Here is a 13,686-nt window from a genome sequence, read left to right as displayed (position 1 = left end):
GGTTGGAACGTTCAAAGAATCTCGCTAGCGTCGGTCACGTGCGCGCCATCCGTCGATTCACCGTCCGTCCCGTCCTCCCCGCCGAGCTGACCGCCCTGGGCGAGCTCGCCGGCAACCTGCGCTGGTCCTGGCACCCGGAGACGCAGGACGTCTTCGAGCGCGTCGACCCGGTGCTGTGGCAGACCACCGGACGGGACCCGGTCAAGCTGCTGGGCTCCGTGGGCCGGGCCCGCCTCGACGAGCTCGCCCGCGACGAGGACTTCCTCGCCGCGCTGGCCGCGGCCCGCGCCGACCTGCAGGCCTACCTGACCGAGGACCGCTGGTACCAGCAGCGCGGCCCCGCCGACGGCCCGTCCTCGATCGCCTACTTCTCGCCCGAGTTCGGCATCACCGCGGTGCTGCCGCAGTACTCCGGCGGCCTGGGCATCCTCGCCGGCGACCACCTCAAGGCGGCCAGCGACCTCGGCGTTCCGATCGTCGGCGTCGGCCTGCTCTACAAGCACGGCTACTTCAAGCAGTCGCTCTCCCGCGAGGGCTGGCAGCAGGAGAAGTACCCCGTGCTCGACCCCGACGAGCTGCCGATCTCGCTGCTGCGCGAGGCCGACGGGTCGCGCGCCGCCATCGCGATCTCGATGCCGGACGGCCCGGACCTCATCGCCCGGATCTGGGTCGCCAGCGTCGGTCGCGTGCCGCTGCTGATGCTCGACACCGACGTCGAGGAGAACCCCGAGCACCACGTCGGCGTCACCGACCGGTTGTACGGCGGCAACTCCGAGCACCGGCTGCGCCAGGAGCTGCTCCTCGGCATCGGCGGCGTCCGCGCGCTGCGGGCCTACTCCCGGATCACCGGCCACCCGAGCCCCGACGTCTTCCACACCAACGAGGGCCACGCCGGCTTCCTCGGCCTGGAGCGGATCCGCGAGCTGACCGTCGACGAGGCCGGCCCGCGCCTCGACTTCGACACCGCGCTCGAGGTCGGCCGGGCCTCCACGGTCTTCACGACCCACACCCCGGTGCCCGCCGGCATCGACCGCTTCCCGCGCACGCTCGTCGAGCAGTACCTCTCCGACGCCGGCGCGGTCCCCGGCGTCCCCGTCGACCGGGTCCTCGCGCTCGGTGCCGAGGACTACGAGGGCGGCGACGGCTCGGTCTTCAACATGGCCGTCATGGGCTTCCGCCTGGCCCAGCGCGCCAACGGCGTCTCGCAGCTGCACGGCCACGTCAGCCGCGAGATGTTCAACGGGCTGTGGCCGGCCTTCGACGAGTCCGAGGTGCCGATCGGGTCGATCACCAACGGCGTGCACGCGCCGACGTGGGTCGCCCGCGAGGTCTTCGAGCTCGCCGGTGAGGTCGGCGCCGACCCCGATGACCTCGACAGCTTCTGGGCCGCCGCCGACAAGATCCCCGGTCGCCGGATCTGGGACGTCAAGCGCCGGCTGCGCGAGCGGCTCGTCGCCGACGCCCGCCGCCGGATGGAGCGCTCCTACCTCAAGCGCGGCCACGCCCGCGCCGAGCTCGGCTGGATCGACGGTGCGCTCGACCCCGACGTCCTCACGATCGGCTTCGCGCGCCGCGCCGCGTCGTACAAGCGCCTCACGCTGCTGCTGCGCGACCCCGCCCGGCTCAAGCGGCTGCTGACCGACCCCGACCGGCCCGTCCAGCTGGTGATGGCCGGCAAGGCGCACCCGGCCGACGACGGCGGCAAGAAGCTGATCCAGGCGATCGTCCAGCTCGCCGACGACCCCGAGGTGCGCCACCGCATCGCCTACCTGCCCAACTACGACATCGCGATGGCGCAGCCGCTCTACCCCGGCTGCGACGTGTGGCTCAACAACCCGCTGCGCCCCTACGAGGCGTGCGGCACCTCGGGCATGAAGGCCGCGCTCAACGGCGGCCTGAACCTCTCGATCCTCGACGGCTGGTGGGACGAGTGGTACGACGGCGAGAACGGCTGGGCGATCCCGTCCGCCGACGGCGTCGAGGACACCGACAAGCGCGACGACCTCGAGGCAGCCGCGCTCTACGACCTGATCGAGAACGAGGTCGCGCCGCGCTTCTACGACGTCGACGAGGAGGGCGTGCCGACCCGGTGGCTGGAGATGCTGCGGCACACGCTGAAGTCGCTCGGCCCGAAGGTGCTCGCCACCCGGATGGTCCGCGACTACACCAAGCAGCTCTACGTCCCCGCCGCGGTCAACGCCCGGCGGCTGAACGACGACTACGCCGGCGCCGCCGAGCTGGCCGGTTGGAAGCGGCGGGTCCGCGGCGGCTGGCCGGGCGTGCGCGTCGAGCACGTTGAGAGCACCGGCGTCGGCGACGTCCCGGAGGTCGGCGCCGTGATGTCGGTGCGTGCGTTCGTCGCGCTCGGCGAGCTGTCCGCTGACGACGTCGCGGTGCAGCTGGTCCACGGCCGCACCACCAGCGAGGACGAGCTGCGCGACACCTCGATCACCGAGCTGTCGGTCGTCGAGAGCTACGAGGGCGGCCGCCACCGCTTCGACGGCGACGTCACCCTCGACCAGTCCGGCGCCTTCGGCTACACCGTCCGCGTCGTCCCGCGCCACCCCGCGCTGGTCTCGCCCGCCGAGCTCGGCGTGGTCGCCCTCCCGAGCTGAGCCCGCCGGGCGGGCGGCTCAGGACTGGCGGAAGACGACCACGGTGCGGCGGCCGAGGTCGAGGCGGTCGCCGGCCTTGACCTCGGTGCCGACGGGGAGCTTGGCGTCGGTGGAGAGGACGACGACGCCCTCGTGCACCCAGTCGTTCTCCGGCAGCTCGATGGGCTGGGGCACCCAGGTCGCGTTGAACCAGAGCATGAAGGACTTGTCGACCTGCTGCTCCCCGCGCGGGCCGGGGGAGCGCAGCGGGGCGCCGGAGACGAACATCCCGATGGTGCGCAGGTCGGGGTCGTGCCAGTCGTCGGGCTCCATCTCGCGGCCCGACGGGTGCAGCCAGGCCAGGTCCTTCGGGCCGCCGAGGATCGTCGGGCGCCCCTCGAACCAGTGGCGCTGCCGCAGCGCGGGGTGCTCCCGGCGGAGCCGCAGCGCCATCTTCGTGACCTCGTAGACGTCGAGCCACGCGTCGTCGGGGCGCCAGTCGATCCAGGAGGTCTCGTTGTCCTGGCAGTAGGCGTTGTTGTTGCCCCGCTGGGTGCGCCCCCGCTCGTCGCCGGCGGTGATCATCGGGACGCCGTTGGAGAGGCAGAGCGTCGCCATCATGTTGGCGGCCTGCCGGCGGCGTACCGCGATCAGTGCCGGGTCGTCGGTCTCGCCCTCGACGCCGTGGTTCCAGGAGCGGTTGTTGTCGGTGCCGTCGCGGTTCTGCTCGCCGTTGGCCTCGTTGTGCTTGTGCTCGTAGGTCACCAGGTCGCGCAGCGTGAAGCCGTCGTGGGCGGTGATGAAGTTGATCGAGTTGTACGGCGACCGGCCGTCGTCGGCGTACAGGTCGCTGGAGCCGGCGAGGCGGGTGGCGACCTGCCGGATACCAGGGGAGTGGTTGCGCCAGAAGTCGCGGATCTCGTCGCGGTACTGGTCGTTCCACTCCACCCACGGCGGCGGGAACTCCCCGACGCGGTAGCCGTCCATCGATGCGTCCCACGGCTCGGCGATGAGCTTGACGTGCCGCAGGACCGGGTCCTGGCCGATGGCGGTGAGCAGGTGCGAGCCCATGTCGACGCGTCGGTCGACCCGGGTCAGCGCGGACATCAGGTCGAAGCGGAAGCCGTCGACGTGCATCTCGGTGACCCAGTAGCGCAGCGAGTCGAGGATCATCCGCAGCGCGAACGGCTGCGCGGCGTCGACGGTGTTGCCGCAGCCGGTGACGTCCCAGTAGGTGTCGGGCGCGGGCTCGCCGGGCACGTCGCTGCCGGCGACGCGGTAGTAGATCGAGTCGTCGAAGCCGCGGAAGGACAGCGTCGGTCCGAGCGCGCCGGCCTCGGCGGTGTGGTTGTAGACGACGTCGAGGATGACCTCGAGCCCGGCCTCGTGGAAGGCCTTGACCATCGCCTTGAACTCGGTGACCTGCTGGCCGCGGTCGCCGGAGGCGGCGTAGGCGTTGTGCGGGGCGAAGTAGTTGAGGGTGTTGTAGCCCCAGTAGTTCGTCAGCCCGCGCTCGGCCAGCGACGGCTCGGGGACGAACTGGTGCACCGGCAGCAGCTCGACCGCGGTCACGCCGAGGTCCTTGAGGTAGTCGACGACCGCGGGCGTCGCGAGGCCGGCGTACGTCCCGCGCAGGTGCTCGGGGACGCGGTCGTGCAGGGCGGTCATGCCCTTGACGTGGAGCTCGTAGATCACGGTGTCGCGCCAGCGCCGGCGCATCGGCTGGTCGCCGCCCCAGTCGAACTCGTCGTGGACGACCACGCCGGTCGGGACGTACGCCGCGGAGTCGCTCTGGCTCATCTCCGTCGGGTCGCCGAAGGCGTAGCCGAAGATCGCCGGGTCGACCGTCAGCGAGCCGGAGACCGCCCGGGCGAAGGGGTCCAGCAGCAGCTTGTTCGGGTTGAACCGGAGGCCGGCGCCCGGGTCCCAGGGCCCCTCGATGCGGTAGCCGTAGCGGGTGCCGGGAACGACGCCGGGGATGGCGCCGTGCCAGATGCCGAGGGTCTGCTCGGTCAGCCGGTGCCGCGTCTCGCCGCCCTCGTCGTCGAGCAGGCACAACCAGGCCGCGGACGCGCGCGGCGCGTGCACGGCGAAGTTCGTGGACTCCTCCGACCAGGTCGCGCCCAACGGCCACGAACGGCCCGGCCAGACGGCGGCACGCTCGCCTTCGCTCCTCCAGATCCTCGGGCTCACCGGCTCATTGTCCCTGACCCCCTTCGGCGCCGGGGCACAATGCCCCCCGGAAGCGGCATCGGCCGGCGACCGACACCTCAGGAGCGAGCGGCATGGCACGGATGAAGGGCCTCACCGGCGGGGCGCGAGCACGGGCACAGGTGGCGACGGTGCTGTGGACGCTGTTCGCGCTGGCCGCGATCTTCCTCGCGGTCGGTGCGCTGTGCATCGCGCTGGACGCCAACCGCGACAACGGGCTGGTGACGTTCGTCCTGGACGTCGCCGACGCCGTCGACCTCGGCATCTTCTCGCGCGACAACGGCATCAAGCAGTTCGAGGGCGGCAACGCCGACACGAAGAACGCGCTGTTCAACTGGGGCCTCGGCGCGGTGGCGTGGCTCGTGGTGGGCCGGGTCGTCGAGCGCGTCGTACGCCCCTGAGGGCCTGCGCACCAGGGCTGGGGCCTGTGAGGTAGTCCACCGCCGGCCTCTGTTTCCTGCTTGTTGACCCGGCGGTAGCCTCACGAGCACATCCGAGTGCACAGGAGGGGCCGTCCCGGCCGACACCATGAACATTGTTGTCTGTGTGAAGTACGTGCCCGACTCCACTGCCGACCGGCAGTTCGAGTCGGACAACACCGTGGACCGAGTCGGCGTCGACGGGCTCCTGTCGGAGCTCGACGAGTACGCCGTTGAGCAGGCCTTGCAGCTGAAGGAGAAGAACGAGGGCACGACCGTGACCGCGCTGTGCGTGGGTCCGGAGAAGGCTGTCGACGCTGTCCGGAAGGCGCTGCAGATGGGCGCCGACCAGGGCATCCTCGTCACCGACGAGGCGATCGCGGGCTCCGACTACGTCGCGACGTCGCTGGTGCTGGCCAAGGCGATCGAGAAGGCTGGTTCCGAGAACAAGGTCGACCTGGTCATGTGCGGCATGGCCTCGACCGACGCCTCGGGCTCGGTCGTGCCGGCGATGCTCGCCGAGCGCCTCGACCTGCCCCAGGTGACCTTCGCCTCGGTGGTGGAGACCCAGGGCGACCAGGTGCGGATCAAGCGTGACTCCGACACCGCGACCGAGGTCATCGGCGCGACGATGCCGTTGGTCATGTCGGTCACCGACCAGACCGGCGAGGCTCGCTACCCGTCGTTCAAGGGGATCATGGCGGCGAAGAAGAAGCCGCTGGAGACCTGGTCGCTGTCCGACATCGGCGTCGACGCGGGCGAGGTCGGCCTGTCCGTGGCGTGGACCGAGGTCACCGAGACCACGGCCCGCCCGCCGCGCACCGCCGGCGAGATCGTCAAGGACGAGGACGGCTCGGGCGCCACGGCGCTGACCGAGTTCCTCGTGTCGAAGAAGTTCATCTGAGGACCGAGGAGTAGTAGAGATGTCTGAAGTCCTGGTCGTCGTCGACCACGTCGACGGCGCGATCCGCAAGCCGACCTTCGAGCTGCTCACCCTGGCCCGCCGCCTGGGCGAGGCCTCCGCGGTCTTCTTCGGCTCCTCCGACAAGGGCGCCGAGGCCGCGACCAAGCTCGGCCAGCTCGGCGCCGAGAAGGTGTACGTCGTGGACGACACCGAGATCAAGGGCTACCTGGTCGCCCCCAAGGCCGAGGCGCTGGCCCAGCTGGTGGAGAAGACCTCCCCGGCCGCGGTGCTGTTCGTCTCCGGCTACGAGGGCAAGGAGGTCGCGGCCCGTCTCGCGATCAAGACCGGCTCGGGGATCATCACCGACGCCGTCGACGTCGAGGAGGGTGGCGTCGTCACCCAGGCCGCGTTCGCCGGCAACTACACCGTCAAGGGCAAGGTCACCAAGGGTGTCCCGCTCATCACGGTCAAGCCCAACTCCGCCCCGGTCGAGGAGGTCGGCGCCGCCGGCACCGTCGAGGAGTTCGCCGCGACGATCTCCGACGCGGCCAAGAAGGCGCAGATCGTGGCCCAGCAGCCGCGCAAGGCGTCGGGTCGCCCCGAGCTCACCGAGGCCGCGATCGTGGTCTCCGGTGGTCGTGGCACCGGCGGCAACTTCGAGCCCGTCGAGGGCCTCGCCGACGCACTCGGCGCGGCGGTCGGTGCCTCGCGTGCCGCGGTCGACTCCGGCTGGATGCCGCACACCTTCCAGGTCGGCCAGACCGGCAAGGTCGTCTCCCCGCAGCTCTACGTCGCCAACGGCATCTCCGGTGCGATCCAGCACCGCGCCGGCATGCAGACCTCGAAGACGATCGTGGCGGTCAACAAGGACGAGGAGGCGCCGATCTTCGAGCTCGTCGACTTCGGCGTCGTGGGCGACCTGCACTCGGTCCTCCCGGCCGCGACCGAGGAGATCAACAAGCGCAAGGGCTGAGCTCCGGCTCACGCCACCGACTGGGGAGGTCCTCCCGCACCACGTGCGGAAGGACCTCCCCAGTCGTCTGCCCGGCAAGCGTCGCCATACGGAACAGGCGCGCCGTCCCAGCCCCGCGTGGCCAGGACGCCAGCGACGGAGAACGCCGTGGAGCAGGGGTCGAGCACGTGCCGCCACCCCAGCCGGACGGTCACCTGGCCGGCCGCGAGCGCGGCGGCGTCGCGCGACAGGTCGCTCCACCGCGCCGAGCTCCGGTCGTGCACGAAGCGCCCGTCGAGCTCCACGAGCGTGTCGTACGTCGGGTAGGCGACATCGCGGGACACCCACCCGGCTGCGGTCTCCGCGCGCTGCTGGCGACGTCCGCGCGGCAGCCCGTGGGCCCGCTCGACGTCGACCAGATAGCGACGCTCGAGCGCGGACCACGCACCCGCGTCGACATCGGCCAGCACCTCGAGGAGCAGCCGGCGGCCCGCCAGCCGCGGTCGTCCCCCGAGCGCCTGACGGAGCCGTGCCGGCGTCGACCGCCCGGTCTGGCAGGCGTCCGCAAGCACAGCGACCGCGTGGTCAGCGGCCGGTGCTCCGGCCGCGACCTCCACCGGTGCGTGGCCAGGTGCCGCGCCCGTGCGTACGCCGTACGCCCGTAGCGCCGTCGCGCCGGCCAGGACGGCCGGGGCGTGCAGGAGCACCGCACCCCACGCGCGTTGCTCGAACGACGGCGGGCCGGTGTGGTCGACGTACACGCCGTCGTGGAGGCGGGCCCAGTGCCGTCCCCGGAGCAGCCGCCCGAGCAGCGCGTCGTCGCCGCCGCCGCCGAGGACCTGCCGGCGGGCGACGACGCCGGACTGCCGACGCAGCAGCGGCAGCACGACGGGTGGCAGCACGGGAGGAGGCACGCGCTCGGTCTGCCCGCACGAGGTGCACGGCACGCCCAGCGGGGCGGGCCCTGTGGACAGCACCGGTCGCCGGTCCAGCGGGGTGGTTGGAACGGCGACGAGTGGGGAGGCTGCGGGCGAGCCCGGTTCCACGGGCGTCTCGTCCAGCAGGAGTCCTCGCGTGACCGCTTACCTCGTCATCGGTGTCGTCGGGGTCCTCGTGCTCCTGCTGTCGTTGGTGCTCGGCGACGTCCTCGACGGCGCCCTCGACGCGCTGGCCGGCGACGCGTTCTCGACCGCCGTGGTCGGGGCGTTCGTCGCCGCGACCGGCTTCGGCGGTGCGGCCGCCCAGGCCCTCGGTGCGCCCGGCGCGCTGTCCCTGCCGGTCGGCCTCGCGGCCGGTGCGCTCTTCGCGTGGCTCGCGGCGTCGCTCACCCGGCTCGTCCGCGGCGGCGGCACCGACGCGACGCCGAACGCCGACGACGCCCTGGGCCGCGACGGCCGGGTCGTCACGGGCATCCCCGACGAGGGGTTCGGCGTCGTCGACATCCTCGTCGGCGGCCACGTGCTGCGGTTCAACGCCCGCGCCGACCGGCCGATCGACCAGGGCGCGCAGGTCCACGTCACCAGCGTGCTGTCCCCGACCGCGGTGACCGTCGCCCCGGTCTGGGACGAGCTCGCGTGACGCCGGCACGTCCCCACCCGACCCACCGCCCCACCACCACCTGAAACCCGGAGGAACCGGATGGACCTGTTGCTGCCCGTCGGAGGGCTCGTCGTCCTGCTCGTGCTGCTGCTGTTGCTCGTCACCAGCCGCTACAAGGTCGCGGGCCCCAACCAGGCGTTCATCGTCACCGGCCGCAAGGGCAAGGCGGTGCTCAACCCCGAGACCGGCGCGCTGACCACCGACCTGTCGGGCCAGAAGGTCATCCTCGGCGGAGGCACCTTCGTCATCCCGTTCGTCCAGAAGCTCGGCGTGCTCGACCTGTCGTCGCGGCGCATCTCCGTGCAGATCCGTGGCGCCGTCTCCGGCCAGGGCATCAAGCTCAACGTGGAGGGCGTGGCGATCGTCAAGGTCGGCGGCAACGCCGACCAGATCCGGCTCGCCGCCCAGCGCTTCCTCAGCCAGCAGGCGGACGTCGAGGCCTTCACCCAGGAGGTGCTCGCGGGTGCACTGCGCTCGATCGTCGGCGGGCTGACCGTCGAGCAGATCATCCGCGACCGCGCGGCGTTCGCCCAGCGCGTCGCCGACGAGTCGGAGAACTCGCTCACCGGCCAGGGCCTGATCCTCGACACCTTCCAGATCCAGGACGTCACCGACGACGGCACCTACCTCGCCGACCTCGGTCGCCCGGAGGCCGCGCGGATCCAGCAGGCCGCTTCCATCGCCGAGGCCAACGCGCGCCAGGCCGCCGAGCAGGCGCGGATCATCGCCGAGCAGGAGATCGCCATCTCCCAGCGGGCGCTGGCGCTCAAGCAGGCCGAGATCAAGGCCGAGACCGACGCGGCCGCCGCCAATGCCGCCGCGTCGGGCCCGCTCGCGCAGGCCGACCGGGACCAGGCGATCCTCACCGAGCAGGAGAAGGTCGCGGTGCGCCAGGCCGCGCTGACCGAGCGCCAGCTCGAGACCCAGGTGCGCAAGCCGGCGGACGCGGAGCGCTACAAGGTCGAGCAGGAGGCCGAGGCCAAGCGCACCGCCGAGATCGCCGGCGCCGAGGCCCGCAAGGCCTCGACCATCGCCGCCGCGCAGGCCAAGGCCGAGGAGGCCCGCCTGACCGGTGAGGCCGAGAAGTCCCGCCGCTCCGCGCTCGCCGAGGCCGAGGCCATCGAGGGCGAGCGTCGCGGTGAGGCCGAGCGCGCCCGCCGTGTCGCCGAGGCCGAGGCCACCCGGGCCGAGGGTGAGGCGCAGGCGGCCGCGACGCTGGCCGTCGGGCAGGCCGAGGCGGAGGCCATGGACAAGCGGGCCGAGGCGTTCGCGCACTACAACGACGCCGCGGTGCTCCAGATGCTCATCGAGGTGCTGCCGCAGATCGCCCGCGAGGTCGCCGCGCCGATCAGCGCCATCGACCAGCTCACCGTCATCTCGCCCGACGGCGCCGGTGCGCTGCCGCGCCAGGTCAACGACAACGTCGTGCAGACGCTGAGCATGCTCAAGACCTCCACGGGTCTCGACCTGGAGGCCCTGGTCAAGGGCTCGATCGGCAAGGCCGTCGGCGGCGCGAGCGACGAGCCGGCCCCGGCGGCGAGCGGTACGACGACGGGCTGACCGGTCCCGGTACGTCGAGGGGTCGTGTGCCTCCGGGCGCGGTGACGCGCGTCGTCGGGCACACGACCCCTCCAGCCGGTCGCCGCCCGAGGCTCGGCGCGTCCCGCCGCACTGACTACCCTCGGACCCATGACCAGCGGCACCACCGACCAGGACGTCGTCGACCTCGCGGTCCGCGCCCGCGAGGCGGCCCGCGTCCTCGCGATCGCTACCCGCGCGCAGAAGGACGCCGCGCTCGAGGCGATGGCCGACGCGCTGCTCGCCGGGGCGCCGGCGCTGCTGGGGGCCAACGCCGACGACGTGGCCCGCGCCGAGCAGGGCGGCACGCCGCCGAACGTCGTGGACCGGCTCCGCCTCACCGACGACCGGCTCGCCGGCATGGCGCAGGGGCTGCGCGACGTGGCCGGCCTGCCGGACCCCGTCGGCGAGGTCGTCCGCGGCGGCACGCTGGCGAACGGGCTCGAGCTGCGGCAGGTCCGCGTGCCGTTCGGCGTCGTCGGGATGATCTACGAGGCCCGGCCCAACGTCACGGCCGACGCCGCCGGGATCTGCCTGAAGTCCGGGAACGCTGTGTTGCTGCGCGGCAGCTCGAGCGCCGCGGCCAGCAACGCCGCGATCGTCGAGGTGCTGCGCGAGGCGGCCGCCACGACCGGGCTGCCCGCCGACGTCGTCCAGCTGGTGCCCAGCGACTCCCGCGACACCGTCAAGGCGCTGATGCGGGCGCGCGGGCACGTCGACGTGCTCATCCCGCGCGGCGGCGCCGGCCTCATCCGGTCGGTCGTCGCGGAGTCGACGGTGCCGGTCATCGAGACCGGGGTCGGCAACTGCCACGTCTACGTCGACCGCGGCGCCGACCTCGACCGCGCGCTGGACATCGTGCTCAACTCCAAGACCCACCGCACCAGCGTGTGCAACTCCGCGGAGTCGCTGCTCGTGCACGCCGACGTCGCCGAGGTGTTCCTGCCCCGCGTCGTCGCGGCGCTGCAGGAGGCCGGCGTGACGATCCACGGCGACGCTGCGTTCACGGCGTACAACGGCGTGGTCGCCGCGACCGACGAGGACTTCGCCACGGAGTACCTCTCCCTCGACGTCTCCGCGGCCGTCGTCCCCGACCTCGACGCCGCCCTCGCGCACGTGCGCCGCTTCTCCAGCGGCCACTCCGACGCGATCGTCACCGAGGACCAGCGCGCCGCACGCCGGTTCGTGGCCGAGGTCGACTCCGCGGCGGTGCTGGTCAACGCCTCGACGCGGTTCACCGACGGCGGCGAGTTCGGCTTCGGCGCCGAGATCGGCATCAGCACCCAGAAGCTGCACGCCCGCGGACCGATGGGGCTGCCGGAGATGACGTCGACCAAGTACGTCGTCACCGGCGACGGCCACGTGCGCTGACCCGGCTGCGCGGCCGGTAGGCTGCGAACCATGCTGAACGCGCTCGTCGTCCTCGCCGCTGCCGAGGAGTCCCACCACGAGATCGACCACGCCCTGAGCTGGGGCATCGGTGTCGGCGTCCTGGTCCTCCTCCTCGCGATGCTCCTGGCCCTCGTGGCCTTCGGCGGCGGGCGCGAGCACAGCTGAGCACCATGACCGAGCGCCGGCGCCGCGTCGGCGTGATGGGCGGGACGTTCGACCCCATCCACCACGGCCACCTGGTGGCCGCGGCGGAGGTGCAGTCCTGGTTCGACCTCGACGAGGTCGTCTTCGTCCCGGCCGGGGACCCCTGGCAGAAGTCCGACCGGGGTGTCTCGCCGGCCGAGCACCGCTACCTGATGACCGTCGTGGCGACGGCGTCCAACCCGCGGTTCACGGTCTCCCGCGTCGACATCGACCGGCAGGGCCCGACGTACACGATCGACACGCTGCGCGACCTGCGCTCGGCGACGCCGGACGCGGACCTGTACTTCATCACCGGCGCCGACGCGCTGGCCGACATCTTCACCTGGCGCGACGCGGAGGAGCTCTTCGCGCTGGCCCAGTTCGTCGGCTGCACGCGCCCCGGCTACACCATGGACGAGGCGACGTTGGCCTCGATCCCCGCGGACCGGGTCACCATGGTGGAGATCCCGGCCCTAGCGATCAGCTCGACCGACTGCCGCGCACGCACCCGCCGCGGCGAGCCCGTCTGGTACCTCGTGCCCGACGGCGTCGTGCAGTACATCGCCAAGCACGACCTCTACCCACCCGACGCCCCGGCGGCCAGCCCGCCGGACCCCACCCTCGGAGACTCATGACCGCCACCGACCACGCCCTCGAGCTCGTCCACGCCGCCGCCCGCGCGGCCAGCGACAAGCTCGCGAAGGAGATCATCGCCTTCGACGTCAGCGAGCAGCTGGCGATCACCGACGCCTTCGTGCTCGCCTCGGCCACCAACGACCGGCAGGTCAAGGCCATCGTCGACGAGGTCGAGGACAAGCTGCGCGAGATCGGCGCCAAGCCGATCCGCCGCGAGGGCGAGCGCGACGGCCGCTGGGTCCTCATCGACTACGGCGACGTCGTCGTGCACGTCCAGCACGAGGAGGAGCGCGCCTTCTACGCCCTCGAGCGGCTGTGGCGCGACTGCCCGACCATCACGCTCCCCGCGGACGTCACCACGCATGAGCGCTGACCCCGGCCTGCGGCGGCTGGTGCTGCTGCGGCACGGGCAGACGGCGTACAACGCCGAGCAGCGGATCCAGGGCCAGCACGACGTCGACCTGGACGAGACCGGCCACGAGCAGGCGGCCGCGGCGGCGCCATGCGTCGCGGCGTACCGCCCGACCCGCCTGGTCACCTCGGACCTCGCCCGAGCGCAGCAGACCGCGGCGTACGTCGCCAAGGAGACCGGCCTCGAGCCCGTCCTGGACCCGCGGCTGCGCGAGGCGCACCTCGGCGAGCGGCAGACGCTGACCCACGAGGAGTACGCCGCGCTGGCGCCGGCGGAGTTCGCCGCGTTCGTCCGGGGCGACTGGGACGTCGTGCCCGGCGGCGAGGGGCTGGCCGCCCTGCGGGCCCGCATGGTCGAGGCGCTGGCGGACCTGCTCGCGGCGACCCCGGCGGGGGAGACGACGGTCGCCGTCTCGCACGGCGGCGCGATCAAGGTCGGCGTGGCGGCGCTGCTCGGCTGGCCCGCCGAGGTGGCGCTCGGGCTGCGCGCGCCGGGCAACTGCTCCTGGCTGGTGCTCGAGCAGCGCGACCGGGTGGTGCTCGCCGGCTACGGCCTGACCCCGATTTCGTCCTCCGAAGCTCTATGAGTAACATTCTGCGAGCCGCCTGACGGGGAGACCCGGACGGCAGCGACCTGGGGCTGTGGCGCAGCTGGTAGCGCATCTGCATGGCATGCAGAGGGTCAGGGGTTCGAGTCCCCTCAGCTCCACCAATTCTTGTCAGAGAGGCCCGGCGCGGAAGCGCCGGGCCTCTCTGCGTTCTTGCGGTCGTGGGCCGGGCGCAGCTGGTAGCGGCTCTGCCGATCCT

General features: G+C 72.5%; 13 protein-coding genes and 1 tRNA gene. 12 read left to right on the top strand and 2 right to left on the bottom strand.

Annotation, left to right across the window (positions count from 1 at the left end; all coding sequences use genetic code 11):
- The first annotated feature begins 38 nt into the window (after positions 1 to 38).
- A complete protein-coding gene (gene glgP, locus H7344_RS10275) occupies positions 39 to 2,615 on the top strand; it encodes an alpha-glucan family phosphorylase (protein WP_186345953.1) in 2,577 nt (858 codons plus the stop codon).
- An 18-nt stretch (positions 2,616 to 2,633) separates the two neighbouring features.
- Here glgP and glgX read toward each other — a convergent pair whose 3' ends face one another.
- Entirely contained in the window at positions 2,634 to 4,787 is a 2,154-nt protein-coding gene (gene glgX, locus H7344_RS10270; RefSeq protein WP_186345952.1) for a glycogen debranching protein GlgX, read from the bottom strand.
- Positions 4,788 to 4,879: 92 nt separating this feature from the next.
- Here glgX and H7344_RS10265 point away from each other — a divergent pair, with 92 nt between their 5' ends.
- From H7344_RS10265 to H7344_RS10255, 3 genes are all read left to right on the top strand, one after another.
- Positions 4,880 to 5,206, top strand: a complete 327-nt coding sequence (locus H7344_RS10265; RefSeq protein WP_186345951.1) for a hypothetical protein — start codon at positions 4,880 to 4,882, stop codon at positions 5,204 to 5,206.
- Between the two features lie 145 nt (positions 5,207 to 5,351).
- Positions 5,352 to 6,128, top strand: coding sequence for an electron transfer flavoprotein subunit beta/FixA family protein (locus tag H7344_RS10260; protein WP_229707133.1), 777 nt, complete (start codon positions 5,352 to 5,354; stop codon positions 6,126 to 6,128).
- A gap of 19 nt (positions 6,129 to 6,147) precedes the next feature.
- Complete coding sequence (locus H7344_RS10255; RefSeq protein WP_186345949.1) at positions 6,148 to 7,101, top strand: electron transfer flavoprotein subunit alpha/FixB family protein; 954 nt, start codon at positions 6,148 to 6,150, stop codon at positions 7,099 to 7,101.
- 8 nt (positions 7,102 to 7,109) lie between these two features.
- Here H7344_RS10255 and H7344_RS10250 read toward each other — a convergent pair whose 3' ends face one another.
- Positions 7,110 to 7,982 (bottom strand): hypothetical protein, encoded by an 873-nt coding sequence (locus H7344_RS10250; RefSeq protein ID WP_186345948.1) that lies wholly within the window; start codon positions 7,980 to 7,982, stop codon positions 7,110 to 7,112.
- Positions 7,983 to 8,154: 172 nt separating this feature from the next.
- Between H7344_RS10250 and H7344_RS10245 the strand changes: the two genes are divergently transcribed.
- From H7344_RS10245 to H7344_RS10210, 8 genes are all read left to right on the top strand, one after another.
- Positions 8,155 to 8,658 (top strand): hypothetical protein, encoded by a 504-nt coding sequence (locus H7344_RS10245; RefSeq protein ID WP_186345947.1) that lies wholly within the window; start codon positions 8,155 to 8,157, stop codon positions 8,656 to 8,658.
- 60 nt (positions 8,659 to 8,718) lie between these two features.
- The gene (locus H7344_RS10240; protein ID WP_186345946.1) at positions 8,719 to 10,239 is read left to right on the top strand and encodes a flotillin family protein; all 1,521 of its coding nucleotides are present in this window, start codon (positions 8,719 to 8,721) and stop codon (positions 10,237 to 10,239) included.
- Between the two features lie 111 nt (positions 10,240 to 10,350).
- Positions 10,351 to 11,628: a glutamate-5-semialdehyde dehydrogenase gene (locus tag H7344_RS10235; protein ID WP_260989457.1), complete on the top strand. Its 1,278-nt coding sequence runs from the start codon at positions 10,351 to 10,353 to the stop codon at positions 11,626 to 11,628.
- Between the two features lie 30 nt (positions 11,629 to 11,658).
- Positions 11,659 to 11,814 (top strand): hypothetical protein, encoded by a 156-nt coding sequence (locus H7344_RS10230; protein ID WP_166191958.1) that lies wholly within the window; start codon positions 11,659 to 11,661, stop codon positions 11,812 to 11,814.
- A 5-nt stretch (positions 11,815 to 11,819) separates the two neighbouring features.
- The gene (gene nadD / locus H7344_RS10225) at positions 11,820 to 12,467 is read left to right on the top strand and encodes a nicotinate-nucleotide adenylyltransferase (protein ID WP_186345944.1); all 648 of its coding nucleotides are present in this window, start codon (positions 11,820 to 11,822) and stop codon (positions 12,465 to 12,467) included.
- Positions 12,464 to 12,841, top strand: coding sequence for a ribosome silencing factor (gene rsfS / locus H7344_RS10220; RefSeq protein ID WP_186345943.1), 378 nt, complete (start codon positions 12,464 to 12,466; stop codon positions 12,839 to 12,841). The genes nadD and rsfS overlap by 4 nt, the downstream gene beginning before the upstream one ends.
- Positions 12,831 to 13,466 carry a histidine phosphatase family protein gene (locus tag H7344_RS10215; RefSeq protein WP_186345942.1) on the top strand — a complete coding sequence of 212 codons (636 nt, stop codon included), beginning with the start codon at positions 12,831 to 12,833 and terminating at the stop codon, positions 13,464 to 13,466. The genes rsfS and H7344_RS10215 overlap by 11 nt, the downstream gene beginning before the upstream one ends.
- A gap of 49 nt (positions 13,467 to 13,515) precedes the next feature.
- Positions 13,516 to 13,591 (top strand) — tRNA-Ala (locus tag H7344_RS10210).
- Positions 13,592 to 13,686 lie beyond the last annotated feature (95 nt).

It is taken from the genome of Nocardioides deserti, assembly GCF_014266025.1.
Classification (GTDB): domain Bacteria; phylum Actinomycetota; class Actinomycetes; order Propionibacteriales; family Nocardioidaceae; genus Nocardioides; species Nocardioides deserti.
The sequence above is the reverse complement of the archived record's forward strand: the minus strand, read 5'-3'. Positions and strand labels throughout refer to the sequence as shown.